Below are 24429 nucleotides of genomic sequence, written 5' to 3' on the forward strand. Positions count from 1 at the left end.
ATTCGCTGCTATCCCACCTCCCCCTTCTTCCCGCCATCCACGACGACGATCCGCAGACGTGACCGTCGACAACGTACCACGGTCCCCGGCCCGTGCGCAGTGCTCCGCGAGGACCGGTCGGACCGTCCTCACCTGCGGCGCAGCACCTCTCGGGCCGTCTCGCCGGTTTCATGGCGCCGGGCTCCATGTCGTCTGCACGAGGGAGATTCCGGAGCGGCTGATGAGTGTGCCGCGGCCCGGAGGCATCTCGCTCATCCGAACATTGCCGAGAAGCTGGCCCTCGTCCCGGTTTCCACTCATGAGCAGGCCCGTCGTGCCGACATCCTTCATGCGCGAGATCAGCGGCTCGTACATCGCACGCGACGCACCGCCCGAACGCCGGGCGACGATCAGATGGAAGCCGATATCCTTTGCGTGTGCGAGGTATTCGACCAGGACCGACAGCGGGTTTCCGCTCGAGGTGACGACCAAGTCGTAATCGTCCACGACCATGTAGATCTCTGGCCCGGTCCACCACGACCGGTCACGCAACTGCTGCTGCGTGACATCCGGCCCGGGCATTCTGGAATTCAGAATGCCGACCAGCTCACCCACCATCAATTGCAGTTGCTGCGACGACGGCGCGTATCCGGCCAGGTGCAGTGTCTCGACGACGCCGAGCAGGGTGCGGCGGTAATCCCCGATGATCAACTTGGCCTGGGAGGGCGCGTTGGCGTCGACGATCCCTCGGACCACGCTGCGCAGCAGGTTTGTCTTTCCGCATTCGCTATCGCCGAAGATCAGGAAGTGCGGCTGCTCGGCCATGTTCAAAAAGACCGGGGCCAACTCGGATTCGTTCAGGCCGATCGGGATCTGCAGGTTCGGGACCTGTGGGTCCAGGCTGTTCGGCCAACCGCCCATGCCCTGTAGCAGATGGTCGCGGGTGAGCAGTTCGGGCAGCATGCGCACCGAGGGGGCGGGGCGTCCGGGGGTCTGCTGGGCCAGGCGCTGAACCGCGTCGGCCACACCGGAACCCAGGTCTTCGGGGTTGGACCGGCCGTCGACGCGCGGCAGGGCCGTCAGCATGTGGAGGGCGTCGGGGGTCATTCCGCGGCCGGGGCGGCCCTGAGGGACCAGGGCGGCGACGCGGCGGCCCAGGTCGGAGTCCATGGGGTCGCCGAGGCGCAGCTCGATGCGGGTGCCGATCTGATCCTTGAGCGCGGGGCGGGCCTCGGCCCAGCGGTTCAGCGCGATCACCACGTGGACGCCGTACGAAAGGCCTTGCGCGGCAAGGTTCATGATCTGCTGCTCGAGCACATCGAAGTCCTGGCGGATCGACATGTAGCCGTCGATGACGAGGAAGACGTCACCGAACGGGTCCTCGTGCACACCCGCGGCCGCGGGGCCGGCGGCCGGGTCGCCGCCGCGCAGCCGCCGGAACTCCGACATGGATTCCACGCCCAGCTGGCGGAATCGGAGTTCGCGCTGGCGGACGATGGTGGTGACCTCGGACAGGGTGCGGCGCACCTTGTCGACGTCCAGGCGGCCCGCGACCGAACCGACGTGCGGCAGGCCCTCGAGGCTGGCCAGGGTGCCGCCGCCGAAGTCGAGGCAGTAGAACTGCACCTGTTCGGCGGTGTGGGTCAGCGCCATCGCCATGACCAGCGCGCGCAGCGCGGTGGACTTGCCGGACTGCGGGCCACCGACCACCGCGACGTTGCCGCGCGCGCCCGACAGGTCGACGATCATCGGGTCGCGGCGCTGGTCGTACGGGCGGTCGACGATGCCGATCGGCGCGCGCAGCGTGGCCACCGGGCTGTACTCGCCGGTGAGGATCGACCGCGGGATGAGCTGATCCAGGGTGGGCGCGGAATCCAGTGGCGGCAGCCAGATCTCGTGCGCGTGGCGGCCGTGGCCGCGGATGCGGGAGACCAGCATGTCCAGGTTGGACATCTTCTCGCCCGCCTCGTCCTTGGCCTCCTCGACCACCTCGGTGGCCTGCGGCAGCGGCAGCCGGTCGCTGTTTCGGAAGGCCACGTGGCCCGCGACGAACGGCCGGGCGTTGATGTCGATCTCGCCGCCCGCGATGCCCGCCTGGGTGACCTCGCGCTGCGCGCCGCCGCCGACGTACGGACCGGACACATAGGAGGCCTGGAAGCGGCGGATCTCGCCGTCGCCGGATTTCAGGTAACCGCCGCCGGGGCTGTTCGGCAGGTTGTAGGCGTCGGGCACGCCGAGCACCTGGCGGGACTCGTTGGCGGAGAACGTTTTCAGGCCGATGCGATAGGACAGGTGGCTCTCCAGGCCCTTGAGCTTGCCCTCTTCCAGCCGCTGCGAGGCCAGCAGCAGGTGCACATGCAACGAGCGGCCGAGGCGGCCGATCATCACGAACAACTCGGCGAAATCCGGGTGCTGGGTGAGCAGTTCGGAGAACTCGTCGAGGACCACGAACAGCGCGGGCAGCGGGTCGAGGTCGGCGCCAGCGGCGCGGGCCTTCTCGTATTCACCGACATTGGCGAAGTTGCCGGCCGAGCGCAGCACCTCCTGGCGGCGGTTCATCTCACCGGCCAGGGCGTCCTTCATACGGTCGACGAGGTCGGCCTCTTCCTCCAGGTTGGTGATGACCGCCGCGACGTGCGGGACACCCTCCAGACCGAGGAAGGTCGCACCACCCTTGAAGTCGACCAGGACGAGGTTCAGCTGGTCGGGCGAGTGCGTCGCCAGCAGCGAAAGCACCAGTGTCCGCAGGAATTCCGACTTACCCGAACCGGTCGCGCCGATGCACAGGCCGTGCGGGCCCATGCCGTTCTCGGCGGCCTCCTTGATGTCGAGGTACACCGGCAGGCCGTCGGCGGCGACGCCGAACGGGACACGCAGCCGGTCCCGGTCGTAGCGCGGCTTCCAGCCGTTCTCCGGGTTGAAGCTGCCGATGTCGCCCAGGTTCACCAGCTGCGACCACGAGGAGATGACCTCGGCGTTCTCCTCCGCGACCGTCTCGGCGCCGCGTTGCAGGGCCACCCGGAACGGGGCCAGGCGACGGGCCACCTGCTCGGCCTGGCGCGCGCTGATGCGGTCGATCAGCGCGAAGCGCTCCATATTGCCGGTGGCGCCGCGGCCGACGCACTCACCGTTCTCCACCACCATCTGGATGCCGCGCGAAACCGCCAGGCGCGGAGCGTAATTGCACAGGTCGACGATGGTGACGCCCTCGTAGCCGGACTCCCGCAGGCTGTCCTCCTCCGCCTCCAGCAGGCCGCCGTCGACCACGATCACGACGTGTACCAGGTTCTGGTTGGCGGGCTGGTTGCGCGAGTAGCGAACACGATTGTGCAGCAACGGGCTCAGGCCCTCGGCCATCTCCCGGACGGAGCCGTAGACCATGCGCTCGGTGCCGACGCCGTCCTGCGAATCGGGGTGCTGGGTGTGCGGGAGCCACTTCGTCCACTCCCATTCGGCGGCGGTGTCGGCGCCGCACACCACCGCGAGCAACACCTGATCCGGCGCCTGGAACATGCACAGCTGCAACAACATCGCGCGCGTCATGTCCCGCGCCTGGCCGCGGTCGCCGTTCAGCTGGATGGTGGCGAAACCCTTCACCGCGATGGCCGTCGGCAGGTCCAGCACCGTGGAATGGGTGCGGACGAAACGGCGCAGCGAGACCGCCGCGATCGGCTCCAACTCCTCGACCGGGCCGGTCTCGGGAGAAACCAGCCGCGTCGCCAGGCGCTGGCCGCCGAGGCCGATTCGGGCGTGGCAGAAGTCCTTGTCGCCCGGGCGGCGCTCCCACATGCGGCTGGTACCGGCCAGCATCCAGATCAGGCCGGGCTCCGGGTGACTCCACTCGACGGCCTCACGCTGCTGGGTGGCCGTCTCGTCGACATCCTTGCGGACCTGGTCGAGGTAGCGCAGATAGTCCTTGCGGTCCTCGTTGGCCTCGGCCGCCTTCTGGCCCTTCCCGCCCTGACCGGCGAACATGCCGACCATCGAGAAGACCATCATCATCGGGAACATCATGCTCATCGGGTTGGAGGCGATGCCTCCGCCCTGCGTGAACATCAGGGCCATCATCCCGACCATGCCGACGATCATCACGACCGGCATCAGCTTCTGCAGCAGACTGCCGGGGACCGCGCGTGGGATCTCCGGGGGTGGCTGCAGCGTCACCTCACCGCCGGGGGACCGCGGAACCTCCCGACGCTGACGGCGCTGAAACCGGACTGTGCTCATCGACGGAAGATCCCCCTTCGCGACAGTGCTGCGGACTCAGTGTAGAGGGCACTGCCGACATGACGTACAGTTCGGGGGCATTCTGCACGGATCGGCCGGGCGACCGCAAACCGGGGCGGATGCGGAAAACAGAGGTAGAGACGAGGTTGGGGGAAGCGTGACGCACGCGCGACTGGAACATGTCGAAGAGGACTCGAGCCGCGGGATCGTCCGAGCCCCCGACCTTGCCCGAGTAACCATTCTTGCCAAGCACACTCAGGTCGACATGGCCATTCCGGTCGATGTGCCCGTCGCCCTCGTCATCCCCAGCGTCGTCGACATGGTCGCGCAGCACAGCCGCCACAACGACTTCGACAACTCCGGTGAACAGTTCCAGCCCGCCGAGTGGGTGCTGGCGCGCATCGGCCAGCCGCCGTTCTCCAACTCGCTCAGCCTCGGCGAGCACGGGGTGCGCGACGGCGAACTGCTGATGCTGGAGAGCGCCGACCACGTCGCGCCCACACCGCTGTTCGACGACATCATGTACAACGTCGCGATCGCCGACACCGACCACTTCCGCGCCTGGTCGCCGCGGGTCGCGCGGATCACCGGTTCGATCATCGCGGTGCTGACCATGCTGGTCGGCTGCGCCGGGCTGCTCACCGCGCCGGATGCGTTGTCCGGCTACATCACCGGGTCGCTGGCGGCCTTCATCGCGGTGCTGCTCGTCGTCGCGGCGACCGTGCTGAGCCGCATGTACGGCGATCGGTCGACGGCCCTGATCATCGGCGGCTGCGCGCTGCCCGCGGCGTTCAGCGCGGGCATGCTGCTGGTGCCGGACCATTACGGCTGGGCGAATCTGCTGCTGGGTTCGGTTCTGGTGGGCGCCACCGCGATTCTGGCCTGGCGGGTCAGCGGCGTCGGCCTGGCGCTGTTCATCGGCGCGACCACGCTCGCCGTATTCGCGGTGCCGGCGGCGCTGGTGGGCCTGCTGACCTCGCAGCCGGTGAAGGCCATCGGCGCCGTTGCCGCCGCGGTCGCCCTGGGCGCGCTGTCGATGGCGCCGCGGGTGTCGATGCTGCTGTCCAAGCTGCCACTGCCGCCGGTGCCCTCGCCGGGCACGCCGATCGACCCCACCGAGGAAGACCCCGACGACCACCGCGCCCTGCCGACCATGGAGGCGCTGCGCACGAAATCCGAACGCGCCCGGATGTATCTGGCCGGTCTCGTCACTGCCACCACGGTGGTCACGGTCGTCGGCGCGCTGGCCGCCACCGATCCGACCGCGGACTCCCCGTGCTGGCCGGGTGTCGCGCTGGCGCTGGTGAGTTCGGTGGTGCTGATGTTCCGCAGCCGCACCTACGCGGGCGCCGAGCAGGCGGTGGTCCTGATCGCCGGTGGCGCCACGATCCTGCTGGCGATGATGATCGCCGCCGCGCTGATGATGGACCAGCCGCTCGCCGTGTTCGGCGCGGCGATGGTGATGCTGATCGCCGCCTTGGTCCTCGGCCTCATCGTGCCAAACCAGTCCGCCACCCCGCCCATGCGCCGCGCCGTCGAACTGCTGGAGTACGCCTTCGTGGCCGCGGTTGTGCCGCTGGTGTTCTGGGTGGCGGAGCTGTACTCGCTGATCCGTTCTCTGTAGAGCCGGGGACCGGTGCACATGACTCCGAACCGTACGAACCGCCAGTGCTCGCGTGTGCTCCGGACAGTAGCCGCCGGCGCTGTTGTCGCGCTGAGCGCGACCTTGGGGACAGGCACGACCGGGCCGGGGGTCGCTCAGGCCGAGAAGCCCGTGGTGAATCCGGCCGTCAGTCCCCCGTCGGGTGACCGACCGGCGCCGCCCGATGAGAGCGAACGCGCGAACGCGCCGTGCAACTCCACGGGCACCGGCGGAGACGGCCCCACCGTTCCCACGCCACAACGCGCCCTCGGCCTACCGCACGCCTGGCAGTTCTCCAGGGGCGCGGGGCAATTGGTGGCGGTCATCGATACCGGTGTCGCACGGCATCCCCGCCTGCCGGGGCTGATCGCCGGTGGCGACTACGTGAGCAACGGCGACGGCACCGAGGACTGCGACGCGCACGGCACCCTGGTCGCCGGGCTCATCGCCGCGACCGACGAACAACCCGCGCAGGGTTTCGCCGGCGTCGCACCGGAGGCGCGGATTCTCAGCATCCGCCAGACCAGCGGCCTCTACCAGAAGAAGGGCGCCAACCGGGACAAGGGACCGGACGCGATGCCCGAGGGCTACGGGACCACCTTCACCATGGCGCAGGCGATCGTTCGCGCCGCCGATATGGGCGCCTCGGTCATCAATATCTCCGAGGTAGCGTGCAAAGCCTCCGGCTCACTGCTGGAAGACAATTCGCTCGGCGCCGCCGTGCGGTACGCGGCGGTCGACAAAGACGTCGTCATTGTCGCGGCTGCCGGGAACAAGGAGCACGACTGCCAGAATGCCGACACGGTGCTCGACCCGTTGGATCCTGCGGCCGACCCGTGGAACAAGGTCAAGGTGAATGTGTCGCCGGCTCGCTACGACGACTACGTCCTTTCGGTGGGGTCGGTGGACGCGAACGGACAGCCTTCCAAGTTCACCGTGCCCGGTCCCTGGGTCGGCGTGGCGGCTCCGGGTGAGGACATCACCTCGCTCGACCCGCTGTTCGATTCGCCGGGGAGCAAAGGCACCATCGTCGCCGCCAGCCATGTGGGCCAGCAGGGGCAGATGGGACCCATTCAGGGCACCAGTTTCGCCAGTCCCTACGTCGCCGGCGTCGCCGCCCTGGTGCGCGCGCGGTTCCCACAGCTCAGCGCGCAAGAGGTCATCAAACGTATCGAGGCGACCGCGCACGCTCCCGCCGAGGGCTGGAGCCCGTACGTCGGTTACGGCGCTGTCGATCCCGTCGCGGCCCTGACCGCCGAGGTCCCGAATCAATTGCCGCCCAAGCGGCCCAGCCCCGCCAAGAGCCTGCAGCTGCCTGTCCCGCAGGCGCCGCCCGCGCCCGATCACACAGCCCGCAATGTCGCACTCATCGGCACCGGCGTCATCGCGGTGTTGCTGATTCTGGGCTACCTCGCCTCGTTCCCGATCCGACGCAGATTCGGCGTCCGCGAGGACGATTGAGAATGCCGCTGTGGCCCGTCGTTCGACGGGCCACAGCGCAGGATCACGGCCAGGGGTTGTCCTTGACGTACAGGCCCCACGACTTGCGTTCCACCCATTCGTACGGCTCGCAGTAGTAGGTATGGCCGGGCGTCGTCGACTGCCCACGTCGCCTTGTCTCTTCGGCGTTCTTCTGGTTGGCCCGATTTTCACACGCTTGCGGAGTACCGAACTTCTCGATCGGCCCCGCAGCAGCCGCCGACCCCGCGTTGAGGGTGCAGATCCCTCCGATCACGGCGACCGCCGCCGCGAACGATGCCAGTGCCGAAGCTTTTCTACGCATAACGTTGCCTCTCCCGATCTCCCGGCAGCAGGCGCCGCCGAGCCCTTCATGGCGACGGGCTCGCCGAAACCGTTGCCCGCCATCTGTTTCGACGCATCGTCACCGCACACGGTTCCGCGGAGGCGCCGACTACATACCGGGCGCGACTCGAGGCGAATTCGCGGAAGCGATTCGGAACCCCGCGGCCCTACGGTGCGTCCAAGTGGATGACAGGTCGGCAGTCGGGCAGAGACGACAGCGCCAACCAAGAGCCGACCGGGTAGGGGAGTGAGTCGTGGTTTCTATCCACACGGCGGCGATGCAGGGTATCGCGACGGATCTGGCGGTCTCGGGGCAGAGCGTGCTGAGCTCGGCGACAGCACTGGGAACTGCTGCGGCACAGGTGGATCCCGCACAGACCGGGCAGATGTACCGGGAGTTCGGCATCAAATTGTCGCAGGGGTGCGTGGATGCCGCGGGGCTGCTGACCAGATGGGGCTCGAGCATCGAGGACTGCACGAATGCGCTGCGGCAGGCCGTCACCGTGTACGAGCAGCAGGACCAGGCCAACACCGCCGATGTCGGCGCGACGGGGGCAGTACTCGTATGATCGACACCACCGGGCTGACCGCGGACACCCAGCTGACCAGGGGTGAACCGGGACTGCACCGCCTACAGGAATTCATCGAGCCGTACGCGACCTGGACCGGCAGCAACGCGCCGGGCGGTTACGACATCGCCGCACTCCGCGCGCAGTACGACGCGGAGCGGGGCCTGGACCTCACGGACCTGGCAACATTCGCCGACACACTGAGCGCCCAGCTGATCGCCGCACGAGAACAAGCCGGGGTGCAATCGACCCGGGCCGGGCAGGTCGGATCGGCCTGGACGGAAGGCGCGGGCACGGACGCGGCGGCACTGCTGTCGCAGGTAGCCGCCCGGGTCGGCACCGACGTGGAGAAGCTGGCCGGACTGGCGACCTCGATCGGTACGGCCCTGACCGAGATCGCCGCCAGCCTGCGGCAGAAGGCCGACACCAGCGAATCGGTTTTCGGCGCGCTCACTATCGGAGGCAAACAGGCCTCCGAGGTCGAGCAGATAGCGATGTATGCCCAGGGCGACTTCGGCCTCGTGGACAGCGAGGACGGTAAACGCACCCTGGTCCGCGCCGTGCTCCCCGGCCTGCTGGACGGCACCGACCCGCAGGAGTACGCCGCCGACTGGATGACCGAGACCTTCGTCCCCGAATTCGAGACTCGGGTAGGGGAATTCGCCACTCTCAACCAGAACACGCGCACCGCCATCAGCCAGCACTACACCGAGATGCTCACCACTTTCGAGGGTCTCGACCACAGCCCCTACCCCGGACCCGCCCCGGTGAGCACGGCGCTGTACTCCGGCGGCGTGCCCGCCGACACCACGCCTGCGGCCACCACGCCCCAATCCACCGGGCAGCAACAGGTTTCGGCCGCACCCGAGTCTCCCGCCGTCACACAGAACGCGACCGCCCAGGGCGCGGTGGTCGCGGCGCCGAGTTCGCAAGTCGCGCAACAACAGCAGTCGACTCCGGTCGCGGCGAAGCCGGCGCAGACCGAGAACCCGATCGCGGGTGAACAGATATCCGAGTCCGGCGGCGGGAGTCAGCAGACCGGCGGGGTCGATCAGGGGCTTAAGGATGTGGCCGCGACCGCGTCCGAGATCTCGACGATCGTCGGTACCGTATCGGGGGTCGTCGACGTCGTCTACAAGGTCGCGCAGACCGTCGAGGCGCCGCTGACCATCATCGACCATGTGATCGGCACCGTCGCCGGGGCCATCGACTTCGGCGACAGCATCGCGGCCAGGATCGAGGCCCCTACGGCCGGGGAGCAATCGCCCGGTTCGGGAGGACAACTCGACAGTGGCGGATACCCGCCGGGCAACGAGTGGGTCGCGGAACACAATCAGCCCGGCGACGCGGAAAGCGCGCCCCCCGCAGGTACTCCGCAAGGCGACGATGCCGCGCAACCTCAACCCGTCGATTACCTCGCGGCTTCGAAGGACACCTCCACCTCGACCGCGGAGGAGGGCTCCGCACCGTCGGGCGCGCAGTCGGACCCGAGCAGAACTCCCGCCGCATTCGGAATGCCGATGATGCCCCCGTCGCAACAGGGCGCACGGGATGGCGGCGAGCATCGCGCCAAGATCCAACCGCACAAGAGCATTTTCGCGGCCCCCGAGGAGCCGACGACCGGCGCAGAACCGATTCTGGTGCCCGACACCAGCACAGCGTCTACCACCATCGCGTCGGAGACGCCGGACGCGGCCGATGCAGCCGGCGACGAAGTCGGCGCGAGCGATGCGACCGCGAACGGGTCCACGCGATAGACGTGCCACGGGCGCACGGACGATTGTGGGAGTCCGGCAACGCCGAAGCCGGGAGCGGCGATAACTTGGGCATCCACCCTCCGGTAGGCCACGGCTGCCGGACGATTCACCTAGGCAGTTCCGTATGACCCAGCTCAGCGTCCGGACCGATCCCGCCCCGCCTTCTCCGCCCGGTACCGCACCGGCCCCGGTCAGCCGCCGCGTGGCGTGGGAACGCACCACGAACATCCCGATGGGAGTGCTGGCGGCGGCGTTCCTCGGCGTCTACGCCTGGCATGTACTCGACACGAACGCCTCGCCCACGCTGGACGCCTGGCTCACCGGCGTGGACATCGGGATCTGGGGGATCTTCGCCGCGGACTTTCTCCTGCGGTTCGGGTTGTCCACGCACCGTTGGCGTTTCCTGCGGTCGCATCCGCTGGAACTACTGATCGTGCTGCTCCCGCCGGTGCGCCCGCTGCGATTGCTCCGGGCGGCCCTGCTGGTGCTGGACACGCTGAACCGCAGCAAGCTGACCCGCGCACGGCTGTCGGTGTTCGTCGGGGTGTGCTCGCTGCTGGTGGTGTTCCTGTGCAGCCTGGCGATGTTCGACGCCGAATACGGTGCTGACGACGCCAAGGTGCAGAGCTTCGGCGACGCCCTGTGGTGGGCGGTCGTTTCGGTCACCACGGTCGGCTACGGCGACTACTACCCGGTCACGACGGAAGGCCGCCTGGTGGCCCTGGTCCTGATGACGTTCGGCATCGGACTGATCAGCTTCGCCATCGGCACCACCACCAGTTGGGTCATCGACCAGCTGAAGAACGTCGAGGAGTCCGCGGAACGCACCGATCTCGAAGTGGGTCGGCTGGTCGAGGAAATCCGCGCGCTCCGCGCCGAAGTCGCGGGGTTGCACGGGATGCCGGAGCACCACGCCAGGCCCGTGGACGGCGGCGAGCAGGCAACGGCCGAGCCGTGAGCAAGGCTCGGGCGCTCCCCCGAAAAGTGCTCATGTCGGCGCCACACAGTACAGTTCAGCAGGACTGAAGTTCAGCTCGGCCGTCGACGAGGCCGACACCGGGTACCTGGGGGACGACGATGGCCGAACCGAGCGGGTCGCACAATCGCCCGCTGTTTGGACGGATCTCGCTGCCGAATCTGCTCGCGGCGCAATTGCTCGGGCTGGTCGTGGGGGTGGCCGTCCTGATCGCGGGCCCGCAGTGGTGGTTTGCCCTGGCCGCCGCCGTAGTGGCGGGTCTGCTGGTGCTGATTCCCTTCGGCAAGCGCACCGTGGCGGATTGGATCGCGACGATCTGGCGATACCGCACCCGGCGCGGCTACCGGCTCGGCGACACCGTCGACTTCCGTGGGCCGGACGGGCGTTCGCTCGGCCTGTACTGGGAGGGCAGCCGGGTAGTGGCGGTCGTCGAGGTACTGCCGCCGAAGGGCGGACTGACCCGTATCGACCGCAACACCGTGCACGCCTCGCACCTGCTGCCGCTGCCCGAGCTAGCGCAGTGCTTGGCCCAGCACGACATCCTGCTCAGCGGTATCGACATCATCAGCCACGGTCACCGCAGCCGCTCCGGCACGCCGGCCGGCCCGATCTACGAGTCGCTGCTGGGTCCGCTGCCGGCGACCGCGCACCGCACGGTGTGGCTGGCGATCAGTTTCGACACACTGGCCTGTCCGGATGCCGCCGATCGGCGCGGCGGCGGGACCGAGGGCGCGTGCCGGGCGGTCACCATCGCCACCCAGCGCATCGTGCGCGCGCTCGAGGACGCCGACTGCGCGTCGCGTGTGCTCACGGCGCCCGAGATCAAGAAGGCCGTTCTCCAGGTCACCGCGCAGATCGATCCGCGCACCCTCACCCACCGGTGGCGCTACGCCGAGCTGGGCAACGGTGTCAACATCGGCGCCGCCGTCGATCCGAAGCAGCTGGGCTCGGATCTGCTGGCGCAGTTGTGGGTCGATCCCTCCCGCGGCACCACCGTGGCGGTGCGGCTGCGGCCGGGTAGCTCCGCGGAGACGGTGAACATCGGCGCCGCATGGCGTCTCACCACTCGCGAGCTGCCGGAGAAGCGCCGACGCAAGGGCATGGTGTCGCTGAACGGGCGGCACCGGCAGAGTCTGCTGGCCCATCTGCCGATCGGTATCCCGGATGTCGACGACACGGTGCCGCTGGGCGAATATCCGATCGACGTGGTCGGGGCGCTGCATCTGCCGTCGTCGGGCTGCGGTCAGCTGATCGGCTCCGACGACGAGGGCAACGGCGTCGCGATCCGGCTTGTCGGCCAGGGCATTTCGACCGTGTACGTCGCCGGTGAGCTGTATCTGGCGCAGCAGTTGGTGTTCCGCGCGCTGGCGGTCGGCGAGCGCGTCCTGATCCGGACCGATCGCCCGCAGGCGTGGGAGCAGCTGGTCACCACCATCGGCAATCCGGAGCGGTTGACCATCGCCGTCGAAACACACCAGAGCGACGCGAATTTCACCGCCGCGGTGGTCGACGGTGTCCTCGCGCCCGCGCCGCACGCCGGTGTCACCACGATCTATGTGACCGGCGATCCGATGGGCTGGCCCGCGACGCGGCCGGACCTGTCGATCCATCAGCCGGGCGCCATCGGCAACCACGTCATTCTGCGCACGGGCACCGCACAGGTCGATCTGACGCTGGTATCGATTCCGCGGGAGGCCACCTACATCGGCAATCCGCGTGGACGGCGACCCGTCGCGCATCAGTAGTCGGCTGTCCGGTCCGGACATGCGTTTTCGACGCCGGAGCGCGGCCCGGCGCTAGCCCGGATACGGGTCGGTGGCGCGCGCTGTGCGCAGGTGACGCCCCCACCAGGCGAGCTGACGCAACAGGCGGGCGGCAGCATCGGTGGCGGCGCCGTCCGCGGTCTCGCCCTGAGCGTCGAACCTCCGCTTGGCCTCGTGGAAGCTGACGGTCTCGCGGATCGAGACCATGTGGATCTCGGCGACCACCTGCCGCAGCTGTTCGATGGCGCGCAGACCGCCGGACAGGCCGCCGTAGCCGACGAAACCTATCGGTTTTCCTCGCCATTCGTGTTTGGCGCTGTCCAGCGCGGTCTTCAGCGAGGCCGGGTAGCCGTGGTTGTATTCGGAGGTGACGGCGACGAACGCGTCCGCCGCGGCGAGCCGTTCCCGATAGGCCCGCACCTCCGGCGTCGTCGAGAGGTCGGTGGGCAGCGGGGTGTGCATGAGATCGATGACCCCCGTGTCGAATTCGGGGTACGAGCGTGCCGTGCGCAGGAACCAGTCGGCGACGACCGGCGCGAACCGTTCCGGCCGCACGCTGGCGACGATGACCTCGAGCCGCAACGGGCTGTCCATGCTGTGTCCTTTCCGGTCGGTGCTCCGCCGCCTTCTGCCCTGACCGCGCTCGCGCGAGCCTAGCCTGGCCGTGTCGGCCATCGATATCGCCACCCCGGCACCGCGCCGGTTCCGGATGGTGCACGATATTCGCTGGCTATCACGAAGGCGGACGACGGATTCGGGAAGGGGGCGTACGTGACACTCGGCGAGTGGCTGCTGATCGAGACGCTGGGCAGCCCCGAGACCTGGTCGGTGCTGACCGTCGGCACCGTGCCGCGGCAGTGGAAGTCGTTGGCGCGCACCGTGCCCGCGCGTCTGCTACCCGTCGTCACCGCCGCGTACGACGGCCGGGAACCGGTGGACAGGGAACTGCCGAGATCGCGGCACCCGTGGTCACAGCAGCGGGCGCGGGCGCTGCCGCTGATCGGACCCGGCGGCGCGGTGCACGGCGTGCTGTTCCGGGTGGGCGATACTCCGGCCGCGCCGCCACCGGTCGCCCCGTTTCTGATGGACGCGCGCACGCGGCGCACCGAGGTGCTGTGGACGGGGCTGGGTCCGGCGTTCGATCGGGGTCGCTCGGTGTGGGTGGGCGCCGAATCCTTCGAGCACATCGAACGTTTCGACGGCGCGCTCGACCTCGTCGCGACCGTGTCCCGGGCCGAACCCGGCGCGCGCTGGCTGGGCACCTGCACCGCGCGCACACCGGACGGACTGCGCACGCTGCTCATCGCCACCCGCAACACCGCCGACCCGCAATGCTGGCGCGGACTACTCGCCGACGTGACCGAAAGCGTGCCTGCCCAAGGCAAGTCGTTCGAGGCGGCGACGGTGGACACGCTGGTGAACACCAACCCCGGCTTGTATCTGGCGGTAGTCGACACGGCGCGCATCCGGGTGATCCGCTGGATCAGCGCCCCGCTCCCCGGCCTGCGCTGGACCGGCGAGACCGACGAACGCACCCTGCCGCACCCTGCCGACCGCCCCCGAATCCTGGCCGCCCGCACCGACATTCTCTCCGGAACCCGGTTCCACACCATCCCCGCCCTGCGCCTCGCCGCCACCACCGGCGACTGGCTGACCATCGACGTCGAAATCTCTCCCCTCCCCTACGGCCCCTCCGACAACACTCCACCCCAATTCGCCCTCGTCCGCATAACCCTTCCGCCGTCACCGGACACCCCCGCGCAGTGACAGCCGCGTCCCTGCGACGACGCCGATCCGAGCGCGTGGCCGTTTGTGGACATGCGGCCCTCGTCCCACGAGGTGTGGTGGCTGGATCCATTCGACCGTCAAGGACGGGTCTGGTTCGCGGATTTTCTCGCGTAGTCGGTCAATCCCTGTGCCGGGGGGATGCGAGGGGTGAAGTCCAGGGCGTGGTGCGCGCGGTCGGAGGCGGCGACGATGTGCCGGATGTCGGTGGTGCGGTAGCGCCCGCTGACCACGGGTTCGGGGCCACCGCGTGCTCGGGACATGATCGAGGCCACCTCCCACAGGGTGACGGGATGGCCGGAGGAGATGTTCAGCGGCACGAACCCGGGCAGCGGACGTTCGACAGCGGCGACGGTGGCCGCGGCGACATCGCGGACATGCACGAAATCCCGTACCTGTCCGCCGTCTTCGAAGACGAGCGGGGCGCGGCCGGACTCCAGCTCGCGGCGGAAGCGGGCCACCACTCCGGAATGCGCTGCGAGCGTGGCGTTTCCGCCGACCGAGTCGCCGTAGACGTGGTGGTAGCGCAGCACCGTGACCGTGCCGCCGGTGGTCATGCCCCAGGCGAGCGCGTAGTTCTCCTGCGCCAGTTTGCTTGCGGCATAGGCGGTCCGGGGACGCAGCGGCGCATCCTCGCCGACCGGTTCCCAGGTGAGGATCTCCCCCGTACGCGGCAATCGGTGATCGAACATGCCGCGATCGAGATCCGCACGCCGCCGCAGCCCGGGGAAGAACGGACCGCCACGCAGTCCCCGATACCGCCCCTCCCCATACACCGCCACCGACGACCCGAGCACCAGCCGCGGAACTCCGGCCCGCTCCATCGCGGCCAGCAACACCGCCGTACCGAAATCGTTGTGCGCCGCGAACATCGGCCCCACCGACATAGTCGGCCCGTCCACCCCCGGCCGCCGACCGCCCCCCACCGCTGGACCGGACGATCCATCGCCCCCGGAATGACGAACCACCGGCCGGGTAGCCGGCCCACTCAGCGGCCGAGCCTCATCGATCCCCTCGCCGTAAGAAGCGGATTTCGCCCCTTCGTCTTGTGCAGCAGACTCGGTGTCACGGTGGAGATTCACGCCTTCCCCGTCCGAAGCAGTGCGCCGCGAGACCGAGGAACCCGCTGCCCCGTCGTCCAGCATCTCAGCGCTCGCACGACGCGACGCCGACGAGCCCGCAGCCCCGTCACCTGACGCCCCTGCGCCGGCGCGACCGAGCGCAGGCGGCCCCACCACGTAGATCGGATCGGCACCGCGCGGGCCGACAGCTTCCCCGTGCACGCCGTCCGAGACAACATCCACCGGCACCGCAGCCGCCAGGTGGCAGACGACATCGACACCGCGCAGCAGCGGCTCGAGCGCTTCCGCGGCGCGGATGTCGATCGAGGAAACATCCTGTGGCGGTGCGGCATTCGTCCCGTGCACCGCCTCGAGCAGGGCGTCCACGGCGACCACGTCGTGCCCGGCGGCGACCAACGCCCGATGGACGTGCGCCCCGATGAACCCGGCCGCCCCGGTCAGCAACACACGCACGCGCGAACCACCTTCCCAGCCCTCACCGGCCGACCACTTGCCGCAGCGAGTCCGCACCACGCGGCACGACACCACCCAGTGAATTTGCCACAGGCAGCGCCGCCGCATCGCACCAGCGAGCCCGCGAAACCTGCCGGGCCGGGTTTCGATGCCGTGTGGACATGGGGTTCAGGGTAGTTCGAGTGGGAGCGATACCCCGGTGTGCACGCGGCACCGATCGCAGGTTTCGGTGCCTTCGACGCCGGACACCGCCTGCCGAACCAGCTTCTTGAACGGAACCAGGTTCCGCTCGAACTCGGCGAAGACGGCCGCCGCGCTGACGCCGTCACCGGCTTCCAGGCCGGCGTCCAGGTCGGTCACCAGAGCGATTGCCGCATAACACATTTCGAGTTCCCGAGCCAGGACGGACTCGGGATAGCCGGTCATGTTCACCAGCTCCCAGCCCTGCGCGGCGAACCAGCGGCTCTCGGCGCGGGTGGAGAACCGCGGGCCCTGAATCACGACCATGGTCGCGGCGTGCCGCATCGGCAGTTCGTCGACGGCGGCGGCCGTCGCCGCGGCGCGCAGGTCCTCGCAGTAGGGATCGGCGAAGGTGACATGCACTCCGCCGTTGTCGAAGTAGGTCTGCGGACGGCCGGAGGTGCGGTCCACGAGTTGGTCCGGCACGGCCACGGTGCCCGGACCCCAGTCGGCGCGCAGGCTGCCGACCGCACACGGTGCGAAGACCCGCCGCACGCCGATCGACCGCAGCGCCCACATATTCGCCTGGTACGGCACGGTGTGCGGCGAGTACTCGTGCTTGCGGCCGTGCCGGGGCAGGAACGCCACCTGCCGGCCCTCGACCTCTCCGACCGTGATGGGTGCGCTGGGCGCGCCGTAGGGTGTGTCGACGTCCAGCGTGGTCGCGTCGTCGCCGAAGAAATCGTAGAAGCCGCTGCCGCCGATGATGGCCAGTGCGGGGCGGGGATCCGAACTCATGCCCTCGATTCTCGCGCACCGCCCGCCCCACCTGACAAGCCCGCCGGAACCCTGTACCCTAGGGGGGTATTGACGATCAGCCAGCGGGAGTGAGGATGCAGCCGGTGACGGACGACCAGACCACGACGGCGGACCAGACCACGGTGGCGAGCGAGCCTGTCCACGACCACGCCGGCCACGGCTACATCACCGCGAAGGACGATTACCTCAAGCGCCTGCGCCGCATCGAGGGCCAGGCCCGCGGCCTGCAACGCATGGTCGAGGAGGAAAAGTACTGCATCGACATCCTCACCCAGGTATCGGCGATGACGAAGGCCCTGCAGGCGGTAGCGATGGGCCTGCTCGAGGATCACATCAGCCATTGCGTGGTCGACGCCGCGGTCCAGGGCGGCCCGGAAGCCGAGGCCAAGATCAAGGAAGCCACCGACGCCATCGCCCGCCTGGTTCGTTCATAGCGCAGGCACAGCGCACCGCCGGAGCGGCGCGGCGGAAGTTCAGACCCGGGCGGACAGGGCCGGGGCGAGTGCGCGCAGGGTCGACATGTAATCCTCGTCGAGAACCTGAACGGCGATCTGGTCGGCGCCCGCTTCCAGGTGCGCGGTGAGACCCGCGGCGACCTCCTCCGCTGTGCCGTGCAGGGCCAGGGCGTCGATGAGACGATCGCTGCCCGGCTTGACGACGTCCTCTTCGGTGAAGCCGAGGCGGCGCAGGTTGGACACGTAGTTCTTCAGGCCGAGATAGAACTCGACGGTGCGACGGCCGGTGCTGCGGGCGCGGTCGGCCTCGGGGTCCAGCACGATCTTGTTCTCCGCCACCAGCAGCGTGTCCGCGCCGACCGTCGCGCGGGCGCGGCGAGTGTGCTCGGGCGTGGTGAGGTAGGGCAGCGCGCCGGCGGTACGGTCGCGGGCCAACTCCAGCACGCGGGGCCCGAGCGCGGCCAGCGCGCGGCGCTCCTTCGGAACACCGGCCTTGTCCAGCGCGTCGAGGTAGTCGACGAGCGCGTCGTAGGGCTTGCGGTAGACGCCGTCGTGCTCGGGATGCCCCACTCCCACGCCCAGGATGAAGCGCCCCGGGAACCGTGCCTCGATGCGGTGGTACGACTCCGCCACCGCTTCGGCGGGCACCGACCAGATGTTGACGATGCTGGTCCCGACCAACTGCGTCTCGGTCGCCTCCAGCAGCGACTCCACCACCGGCAACTCCGCCGGCGGCGACCCGCCCAGCCACAGCGTGCTGTAGCCGAGGCCCTCCAACTCCCGTGCCTGCTCGGGGGTGAATGCCGCGTAGTAGCGCCAGACTCCGAGCCGTCCCAGTCCCTGAATGGTCATAGTCGATGCGAACCCCGGTGTCGCCGTGCGTATTCCACCCTCGACAAGATCTGGCACTCAATGAAGGAGAGTGCTAAATTGGGCGTCGGACAAGTTCACGGCGCACCCGCCCGCCGTGGTGGGTGTCGCCCATCGCATTCGGAGGTGATTCCTGTGCTGAGGTTCGATCCATTCCACGACATCGACACCGTCGCCCGCCAGCTCCTCGGGGAGAGCAGGGGCACCGCACGCGCGCCGCGCTTCATGCCGATGGACCTGTTCCGGGCCGGCGATCACTATGTGCTCAACGCCGACCTACCGGGCGTGGATCCCGGATCGGTGAACGTCAGTGTCGACAACGGCACCCTCACCCTCGAGGCGCAGCGCAGCCTGCCCGGCGACGAGAACGTGCAGTGGATCGCGTCGGAGCGTTTCGCCGGCACCTACATGCGCCAGCTGTCGCTCGGTGAGGGCATCGACACCGAGCACATCAGCGCCACCTACAACGACGGAGTCCTGTCGGTCATGCTGCCGATCGCGGAGAAGGCCAAGCCGCGCCGCATCGAGATCAGCGGAATGGGCAGCGATCCCAAGACGATCGAGGCGGGCTCCGGCGAGCGGAGCTGACGACGAGCCGGGCTCAACCGAGTTCCGGATGCACATGCACCGGAAGGGGTTTGTCCGGCATCGGCAGCACCCGTAGTCGAGCGCGGAGGACGACGTCGGTCACTTCGTGCGGCACGTCGTCCTCCTCCTCGGGCTCCTGCGGATCGAGACCGAGCTCGACGACCGCTCGCTCGTGCAGGGCCCGCGCGTCCAGGGCGGCCTGGGCCTGCCAGCGGAATTCGTCGGCCGGAATCGGTTCGCCGGGCGCGGACTCGCGTTCGTCGGTGAGCCGGCGGGCCTCGGCCAGGCCCTCGCCGAGGAACGGGGCCAGGTCGTTGGCCGCGCCGCAGTCCTCGTCGTCGACGAACAGCAACACCCCGTCGAGCCGTCCGGCCCGTTCGAAGCTGCCGTAGAGAACCGAACCCTGCCCGTCCGCGACGGGCCAGCGGAGGTATTCGACCCCGGTCGTGGGCTCCTCGAGTTCGGCCGTCCATTCCGGTGCGTCGATCCCGGCCGCGACGAGCCGGTCCGCCGCCGCCCGTGCGGCCGTCCGCGACGGCTCGGGGGTCAACGCGGCGACGCAGCGCAGGAAGGCCAGCGCGCCCGCATCGGACTGCTTCTCGGCCTCGCCGATGAACATCTGCGCGAACGCCTCGTCGTATTCGGGGGTGCCATAGGTCGCGGCGAGCAGCGAGGCGGCCAGGTATTCCCCGTCCACCGGATCGTCCACGGTCTCGAACCTCGCGATCGTCGCGGCGATGTCGCCGATCAACTGCTCGAAACCGTCGCGATCGAGTTCGAGGTTCACGTCGTCGCGATCCTCGCCACGCGCCTGCTGCTTGTTCTTCTTGCCATTACGACCGCGGCTCACCGGACTCATGTGGGCCGAGTCTGCCATCCCCGACTGCCCGCCCTCGCACCAACTCGCGGAAATCCGCCGAGGATGCCTGTGCGCTCAACCGCAGCAGCCCGCGGCGGGCGGGACCGTGCGCATCTCGCGGGTCTGGGCGTTGCGGGCGGCGAGGTCGGCCTCGACGGGGTAATCCACGGCGATGAGGCTCAGGCCGTGTGCCGGGGCAACGGTGACCGAGCTGGCGCGTTCCCGCTCGTCCAGCAGCCCGGCGACCCATTCGGGCGTCCGCCGTCCCTCCCCCACGGCCAGCACCGCGCCGACCAGACTGCGGACCATGGACCAGCAGAACGCGTCCGCACTGACGTAGGCGGTGAGCAGCTCACCCTCAGCGGTGAGGTCCGCGTCCCCATCCCGCAGGGGCGACGCCACCCAGTCGAATCGCTGCAACTCCCGCACCGTGGTCGCGCCTTCACGGCGGCGGCAGAAGGCCGCGAAATCGTGCAGCCCCAACAACTTTCGTGAGGCTTCGCGCATGGCGGACAGGTCGACCGGGCGGCAGGGCACGACGCTGCGGGCCCGCAGCGGATCCGCTCCGTAGGGCGCGGTGGTCAGGCGGTAGGCGTAGTGGCGGCGGATCGCGGAGAAGCGGGCGTCGAACTCGGGGGGCACGACGCTGATTCGCTTGACTCGCACGTCCTTCGGCAGAAAGCGAGCCAAGCGGTGGATCAGCTTGGGGCCGTCGAACTCCGCGCCGGTGTCGAAGTGCGCGACCTGGCCCTCGGCATGCACGCCGGCATCGGTCCGCCCGGCGACGGTGAGCTGGATCGGCTCCCGCAGCACCTTGCTCAGCGACTCCTCCAGCACGCCCTGCACCGTGCGCAGGCCGGGCTGGCGAGCCCAGCCGGTGAAATCGGTGCCGTCGTAGGCGACATCGATTCGTGCCCTGATCGCAATGGTTTGCTGGGCCGGATCCGCACTGGTCAAGCCATCTCCTGGTTAACATACGAGAGAAGCCCGCCGACCCGGAGGGGACGGCGGGCTCACTCATGGCGGGAGCACCCCGCGTACGCGGGGAGTCGACCTACTTCTCGTCGGCCTTTTCCTCGGCGACCGGGGCCTCGGCCTCGGTCTCCTCGGCGACAGCCTCGTCCGCTTCGGCTTCGGCCTTCGGCGCCTCGGCCTTGGCCGCCTGCGACGCGGCCACGCGACGGGCACGATCGGCCTCGTTGGTCACGGTCTTCTCCCGGACCAACTCGATGATCGCCATCGGCGCGTTGTCACCCTTGCGCGGCATGGTCTTGATGATCCGGGTGTAGCCACCCTCGCGGCCCTCGAACGACGGTCCGATGTTCGCGAAGAGTTCGTGCACCACGTCCTTGTTGCGGATCACCTTGAGCACCTCGCGGCGGTCGGCCAGCGAGCCGGCCTTCGCCTTGGTGACCAGCTTCTCGGCGTACGGGCGCAGCGCCTTGGCCTTGGCCTCGGTGGTCGTGATCCGACCGTGCTCGAAGAGCGCCGTCGCCAGATTGGCGAAGATCGCCTTCTGGTGCGACGCCGACCCGCCGAAGCGGGCACCCTTCTTGGGCTTGGGCATTGGTTGTTCTCCTTTAGGAAGGCCCCGGGACTGGCCCGTACGGCCTAGAGCTGTTCGGTCTCGGCGTAGTCCTGCTCGCCGTGGTCGGTGTCGCTGAACGAGCCGCTGTCGCTCCAGGTTCCGGTGGAGGCGTCGTAGCCGACGACGCTGGACGGATCGAAGGAGGCCGGGCTGTCCTTGAGCGAGAGGCCCAGCGAGTGCAGCTTGACCTTCACCTCGTCGATGGACTTCTGCCCGAAGTTCCGGATGTCCAGCAGATCCGACTCGGTGCGGGCCACCAGCTCGCCGACGGTGTGCACACCCTCGCGCTTGAGGCAGTTGTACGACCGCACGGTGAGGTCCAGGTCCTCGATCGGCAGCGCGAACGAGGCGATGTGGTCCGCCTCGGCCGGGCTGGGCCCGATCTCGATGCCCTCGGCCTCCACGTTGAGTTCACGCGCCAGGCCGAACAGCTCGACCAGGGTCTTACCGGCCGACGCCAGCGCATCCCGCGGGGAGATCGAGTTCTTGGTCTCGACATCCAGGATGAGCCGGTCGAAGTCGGTGCGCTGCTCGACACGGGTCGCCTCGACCTTGTAGGTCACCTTCAGCACCGGCGAGTAGATCGAATCCACCGGGATCCGGCCGATCTCCGCGCCCGAGGCCTTGTTCTGCACGGCCGGGACGTAGCCGCGACCGCGCTCGACCACGAGCTCGATCTCCAGCTTGCCCTTGTCGTTCAGGGTGGCGATGTGCATGTCCGGGTTGTGGACGGTGACACCGGCCGGCGGGACGATGTCACCGGCGGTGACGGTGCCCGGGCCCTGCTTGCGCACGTACATGGTGACCGGCTCGTCCTCCTCGGACGACACGACCAGGCCCTTGAGGTTCAGGATGATGTCGGTGACATCCTCCTTCACGCCCGGGACGGTGGTGAACTCGTGCAGCACGCCGTCGATGCGGATGCTGGTGACCGCGGCGCCCGGGATGCTCGAGAGCAGGGTGCGGCGCAGCGAGTTGCCGAGGGTGTAACCGAAGCCCGGCTCGAGCGGTTCGATGGTGAACTTCGAGCGGTTCTCGGCCAGGACCTCTTCGGTCAGCGTCGGTCGCTGTGAAATCAGCATTGAGGATCTCCTCCTTCAGGGGCGCCCGCTATTTGACGCCCACGAACTGGAAATTCCCTCCGGCGAACCGGAAGGATTCCCCCGGCGCGACCCCTCGCCCCGGCGCGATGCCGGGCCGAGGGGCGGCTCCGAAGGACAGCGGCACGACCAACGGCTTACTTCGAGTAGTACTCGACGATGAGCTGTTCGTTGATCGGCACGTCGATCTGCGCACGCTCCGGCAGCTGGTGGACCAGGATCCGCAGCCGGTTCGGCACCACCTGCAGCCAGCCCGGGATCGGGCGGTCGCCCTGGGTCTCGCGCGCCACCTGGAACGGCAGCGTGCCCAGCGACTTCTCCTTGACATTGATGATGTCGTACTGGGAGACCTGGAAGCTGGGGACGTCGACCTTCTTGCCGTTGACCAGCAGGTGGCCGTGGCTCACCAGCTGGCGGGCCTGGCGGCGGGTGCGGGCCAGTCCGGCGCGGTAGACCACGTTGTCCAGCCGGGTCTCGAGCAGCTGCAGCATGTTGTGGCCGGTCTGGCCCTTGCGGCGGTTCGCCTCTTCGTAGTAGCGGCGGAACTGCTTCTCCATGACGCCGTAGGTGAAGCGAGCCTTCTGCTTCTCCTGCAGCTGGACCAGGTACTCGCTCTCCTTGATCCGCGCGCGGCCGTGCTGGCCGGGCGGATAGGGGCGACGTTCGAACGCCTGATCACCGCCGACGAGGTCGACGCGCAGGCGACGCGACTTGCGGGTGATGGGGCCGGTGTAACGAGCCATATCTCTCTACCTTCCTTCCCGCTAGACGCGACGCCGCTTGGGCGGACGGCAGCCGTTGTGCGGCTGCGGGGTGACATCGGAAATCGAACCCACCTCGAGGCCGGTGGCCTGCAGCGAGCGGATCGCGGTCTCACGGCCCGAACCCGGGCCCTTGACGAACACGTCGACCTTCTTGACGCCGTTCTCCTGCGCCTTGCGGGCAGCGTTCTCGGCAGCGAGCTGCGCGGCGAACGGGGTCGACTTGCGCGAACCCTTGAACCCGACGTGACCCGACGACGCCCACGCGATGACGTTGCCCTCGGGGTCGGTGATCGAGACGATGGTGTTGTTGAACGTGCTCTTGATGTGCGCGTGGCCGTGCGGGATGTTCTTCTTGTCCCGGCGACGCGCCTTCTGGGTCTTCTTGGGGCCGGAGGCCCGACTCTTCGGAGGCATCGGTTATCCCTACTTCTTCTTGCCGGCGACGGTCTTCTTCGGACCCTTGCGCGTGCGCGCATTGGTCTTGGTCCGCTGGCCGCGCACCGGCAGGTGGCGACGATGGCGGATGCCCTGGTAGCAGCCGATCTCGATCTTGCGGCGGATGTCGGCCTGCACCTCGCGGCGCAGGTCACCCTCGACCTTGTAGTCCGACGCTTCGATGTAGTCGCGCAGCTTGGTCAGGTCGTCGTCGGTGAGATCCTTCGAACGCAGGTCCGGGCTGATGCCGGTCTGGTCCAGGACCTCCTTGGCGCGAGTACGGCCGATGCCGAAAATGTAGGTCAGTGCGACCTCCATGCGCTTGTCGCGCGGAAGGTCGACGCCCATCAGACGTGCCATGGTGGCAATTCCTTATCGTTGCGGAGGTCTGCTCCCTGTCCGTCCCCTCGTATGGGGCCCCGGCCTCCGTACCGGGGGTGTTCGGGCATCCGCCCCCTTGCGGGGCTCGTCGATACCCAGTGGCGCTGGGAGGTCTTCTCTTGTGCCAATCCGATCGACGATCGGTGCTTGGCCGGTGCTGCTGGGTCCCGGGGCGAGCCCCTGGTCCCTAGCCCTGACGCTGCTTGTGGCGCAGGTTGTCGCAGATCACCATGACCCGGCCGTTGCGGCGGATCACCTTGCACTTCTCGCAGATCTTCTTGACGCTGGGCTGAACCTTCACGTCCGTCCAATCTGGTTGTGGTTCACGGGGTGTGAACACAGCTTTTCCCGGAC

General features: G+C 68.7%; 23 protein-coding genes. 9 read left to right on the forward strand and 14 right to left on the reverse strand.

What is annotated here, in order from left to right:
* Positions 1-168 precede the first annotated feature (168 nt).
* Complete coding sequence (gene eccCa / locus ACFMRZ_RS17710) at positions 169-4206, reverse strand: type VII secretion protein EccCa (RefSeq protein ID WP_400180027.1); 4038 nt, start codon at positions 4204-4206, stop codon at positions 169-171.
* Between the two features lie 157 nt (positions 4207-4363).
* Between eccCa and eccD the strand changes: the two genes are divergently transcribed.
* Both eccD and mycP read left to right on the forward strand, forming a co-directional pair.
* Complete coding sequence (gene eccD / locus ACFMRZ_RS17715; RefSeq protein ID WP_400180028.1) at positions 4364-5830, forward strand: type VII secretion integral membrane protein EccD; 1467 nt, start codon at positions 4364-4366, stop codon at positions 5828-5830.
* Positions 5831-5848: 18 nt separating this feature from the next.
* Positions 5849-7309, forward strand: a complete 1461-nt coding sequence (gene mycP, locus ACFMRZ_RS17720; protein ID WP_400180029.1) for a type VII secretion-associated serine protease mycosin — start codon at positions 5849-5851, stop codon at positions 7307-7309.
* A 43-nt stretch (positions 7310-7352) separates the two neighbouring features.
* Here mycP and ACFMRZ_RS17725 read toward each other — a convergent pair whose 3' ends face one another.
* Positions 7353-7631, reverse strand: coding sequence for a hypothetical protein (locus ACFMRZ_RS17725; protein ID WP_400180030.1), 279 nt, complete (start codon positions 7629-7631; stop codon positions 7353-7355).
* Between the two features lie 274 nt (positions 7632-7905).
* On the opposite strand from ACFMRZ_RS17725, the gene ACFMRZ_RS17730 reads away from it, so the two are divergent.
* From ACFMRZ_RS17730 to eccE, 4 genes are all read left to right on the forward strand, one after another.
* A complete protein-coding gene (locus ACFMRZ_RS17730; RefSeq protein ID WP_400180031.1) occupies positions 7906-8220 on the forward strand; it encodes a hypothetical protein in 315 nt (104 codons plus the stop codon).
* On the forward strand, positions 8217-9977 hold the full coding sequence (locus ACFMRZ_RS17735; RefSeq protein WP_400180032.1) for a hypothetical protein: 1761 nt from the start codon (positions 8217-8219) through the stop codon (positions 9975-9977). The genes ACFMRZ_RS17730 and ACFMRZ_RS17735 overlap by 4 nt, the downstream gene beginning before the upstream one ends.
* A 124-nt stretch (positions 9978-10101) precedes the next feature.
* Entirely contained in the window at positions 10102-10935 is an 834-nt protein-coding gene (locus ACFMRZ_RS17740; protein WP_400180033.1) for a potassium channel family protein, read from the forward strand.
* Between the two features lie 119 nt (positions 10936-11054).
* Complete coding sequence (gene eccE / locus ACFMRZ_RS17745) at positions 11055-12698, forward strand: type VII secretion protein EccE (protein WP_280271061.1); 1644 nt, start codon at positions 11055-11057, stop codon at positions 12696-12698.
* Between the two features lie 51 nt (positions 12699-12749).
* Here eccE and ACFMRZ_RS17750 read toward each other — a convergent pair whose 3' ends face one another.
* A complete protein-coding gene (locus ACFMRZ_RS17750) occupies positions 12750-13310 on the reverse strand; it encodes an NADPH-dependent FMN reductase (RefSeq protein WP_400180034.1) in 561 nt (186 codons plus the stop codon).
* Between the two features lie 177 nt (positions 13311-13487).
* Here ACFMRZ_RS17750 and ACFMRZ_RS17755 point away from each other — a divergent pair, with 177 nt between their 5' ends.
* Positions 13488-14483, forward strand: a complete 996-nt coding sequence (locus ACFMRZ_RS17755; RefSeq protein ID WP_400180035.1) for a GAF domain-containing protein — start codon at positions 13488-13490, stop codon at positions 14481-14483.
* A 98-nt stretch (positions 14484-14581) separates the two neighbouring features.
* Here the strand turns inward: ACFMRZ_RS17755 and ACFMRZ_RS17760 are convergent, their stop codons facing one another.
* Positions 14582-16036, reverse strand: coding sequence for an NAD-dependent epimerase/dehydratase family protein (locus ACFMRZ_RS17760; RefSeq protein WP_400180036.1), 1455 nt, complete (start codon positions 16034-16036; stop codon positions 14582-14584).
* A 168-nt stretch (positions 16037-16204) separates the two neighbouring features.
* Complete coding sequence (locus ACFMRZ_RS17765; RefSeq protein WP_280271058.1) at positions 16205-17014, reverse strand: S-methyl-5'-thioadenosine phosphorylase; 810 nt, start codon at positions 17012-17014, stop codon at positions 16205-16207.
* A gap of 143 nt (positions 17015-17157) precedes the next feature.
* Between ACFMRZ_RS17765 and ACFMRZ_RS17770 the strand changes: the two genes are divergently transcribed.
* Positions 17158-17469, forward strand: a complete 312-nt coding sequence (locus ACFMRZ_RS17770; RefSeq protein WP_280363387.1) for a metal-sensitive transcriptional regulator — start codon at positions 17158-17160, stop codon at positions 17467-17469.
* A 39-nt stretch (positions 17470-17508) separates the two neighbouring features.
* Here ACFMRZ_RS17770 and ACFMRZ_RS17775 read toward each other — a convergent pair whose 3' ends face one another.
* Positions 17509-18342, reverse strand: a complete 834-nt coding sequence (locus ACFMRZ_RS17775; RefSeq protein ID WP_400180037.1) for an LLM class F420-dependent oxidoreductase — start codon at positions 18340-18342, stop codon at positions 17509-17511.
* Between the two features lie 153 nt (positions 18343-18495).
* On the opposite strand from ACFMRZ_RS17775, the gene ACFMRZ_RS17780 reads away from it, so the two are divergent.
* Entirely contained in the window at positions 18496-18948 is a 453-nt protein-coding gene (locus ACFMRZ_RS17780) for an Hsp20/alpha crystallin family protein (protein WP_400180038.1), read from the forward strand.
* A gap of 13 nt (positions 18949-18961) precedes the next feature.
* On the opposite strand, the gene ACFMRZ_RS17785 is transcribed toward ACFMRZ_RS17780, so the two are convergent.
* The 8 genes from ACFMRZ_RS17785 to rpmJ form a co-directional block, all read right to left on the reverse strand.
* A complete protein-coding gene (locus tag ACFMRZ_RS17785; RefSeq protein ID WP_400180039.1) occupies positions 18962-19807 on the reverse strand; it encodes a hypothetical protein in 846 nt (281 codons plus the stop codon).
* A 75-nt stretch (positions 19808-19882) separates the two neighbouring features.
* On the reverse strand, positions 19883-20764 hold the full coding sequence (truA, locus tag ACFMRZ_RS17790) for a tRNA pseudouridine(38-40) synthase TruA (protein WP_400180040.1): 882 nt from the start codon (positions 20762-20764) through the stop codon (positions 19883-19885).
* Between the two features lie 97 nt (positions 20765-20861).
* Positions 20862-21374 (reverse strand): 50S ribosomal protein L17, encoded by a 513-nt coding sequence (gene rplQ / locus ACFMRZ_RS17795; protein WP_280271052.1) that lies wholly within the window; start codon positions 21372-21374, stop codon positions 20862-20864.
* 44 nt (positions 21375-21418) lie between these two features.
* A complete protein-coding gene (locus ACFMRZ_RS17800; RefSeq protein ID WP_068020676.1) occupies positions 21419-22477 on the reverse strand; it encodes a DNA-directed RNA polymerase subunit alpha in 1059 nt (352 codons plus the stop codon).
* 155 nt (positions 22478-22632) lie between these two features.
* On the reverse strand, positions 22633-23238 hold the full coding sequence (gene rpsD / locus ACFMRZ_RS17805) for a 30S ribosomal protein S4 (RefSeq protein ID WP_400180041.1): 606 nt from the start codon (positions 23236-23238) through the stop codon (positions 22633-22635).
* 21 nt (positions 23239-23259) lie between these two features.
* The gene (gene rpsK / locus ACFMRZ_RS17810) at positions 23260-23673 is read right to left on the reverse strand and encodes a 30S ribosomal protein S11 (RefSeq protein WP_280276647.1); all 414 of its coding nucleotides are present in this window, start codon (positions 23671-23673) and stop codon (positions 23260-23262) included.
* 9 nt (positions 23674-23682) lie between these two features.
* Complete coding sequence (gene rpsM / locus ACFMRZ_RS17815) at positions 23683-24054, reverse strand: 30S ribosomal protein S13 (RefSeq protein ID WP_280276646.1); 372 nt, start codon at positions 24052-24054, stop codon at positions 23683-23685.
* A gap of 208 nt (positions 24055-24262) precedes the next feature.
* Positions 24263-24376: a 50S ribosomal protein L36 gene (rpmJ, locus tag ACFMRZ_RS17820; RefSeq protein WP_025347279.1), complete on the reverse strand. Its 114-nt coding sequence runs from the start codon at positions 24374-24376 to the stop codon at positions 24263-24265.
* Positions 24377-24429 lie beyond the last annotated feature (53 nt).

The sequence above is a fragment of the Nocardia sp. N2S4-5 genome, assembly GCF_044628355.1.
Taxonomy (GTDB): domain Bacteria; phylum Actinomycetota; class Actinomycetes; order Mycobacteriales; family Mycobacteriaceae; genus Nocardia; species Nocardia wallacei_B.

Bases quoted from the DNA above. Each gene is read 5' to 3' on its own strand.
- eccCa (WP_400180027.1), bottom strand. From the start codon at position 4,206: ATGAGCACAGTCCGGTTTCAGCGCCGTCAGCGTCGGGAGGTTCCGCGG.
- mycP (WP_400180029.1), top strand. From the start codon at position 5,849: ATGACTCCGAACCGTACGAACCGCCAGTGCTCGCGTGTGCTCCGGACA.
- ACFMRZ_RS17725 (WP_400180030.1), bottom strand. From the start codon at position 7,631: ATGCGTAGAAAAGCTTCGGCACTGGCATCGTTCGCGGCGGCGGTCGCC.
- ACFMRZ_RS17735 (WP_400180032.1), top strand. From the start codon at position 8,217: ATGATCGACACCACCGGGCTGACCGCGGACACCCAGCTGACCAGGGGT.
- ACFMRZ_RS17740 (WP_400180033.1), top strand. From the start codon at position 10,102: ATGACCCAGCTCAGCGTCCGGACCGATCCCGCCCCGCCTTCTCCGCCC.
- eccE (WP_280271061.1), top strand. From the start codon at position 11,055: ATGGCCGAACCGAGCGGGTCGCACAATCGCCCGCTGTTTGGACGGATC.
- ACFMRZ_RS17750 (WP_400180034.1), bottom strand. From the start codon at position 13,310: ATGGACAGCCCGTTGCGGCTCGAGGTCATCGTCGCCAGCGTGCGGCCG.
- ACFMRZ_RS17765 (WP_280271058.1), bottom strand. From the start codon at position 17,014: ATGAGTTCGGATCCCCGCCCCGCACTGGCCATCATCGGCGGCAGCGGC.
- ACFMRZ_RS17775 (WP_400180037.1), bottom strand. From the start codon at position 18,342: ATGACCATTCAGGGACTGGGACGGCTCGGAGTCTGGCGCTACTACGCG.
- ACFMRZ_RS17785 (WP_400180039.1), bottom strand. From the start codon at position 19,807: ATGAGTCCGGTGAGCCGCGGTCGTAATGGCAAGAAGAACAAGCAGCAG.
- rplQ (WP_280271052.1), bottom strand. From the start codon at position 21,374: ATGCCCAAGCCCAAGAAGGGTGCCCGCTTCGGCGGGTCGGCGTCGCAC.
- ACFMRZ_RS17800 (WP_068020676.1), bottom strand. From the start codon at position 22,477: ATGCTGATTTCACAGCGACCGACGCTGACCGAAGAGGTCCTGGCCGAG.
- rpsD (WP_400180041.1), bottom strand. From the start codon at position 23,238: ATGGCTCGTTACACCGGCCCCATCACCCGCAAGTCGCGTCGCCTGCGC.
- rpsK (WP_280276647.1), bottom strand. From the start codon at position 23,673: ATGCCTCCGAAGAGTCGGGCCTCCGGCCCCAAGAAGACCCAGAAGGCG.
- rpsM (WP_280276646.1), bottom strand. From the start codon at position 24,054: ATGGCACGTCTGATGGGCGTCGACCTTCCGCGCGACAAGCGCATGGAG.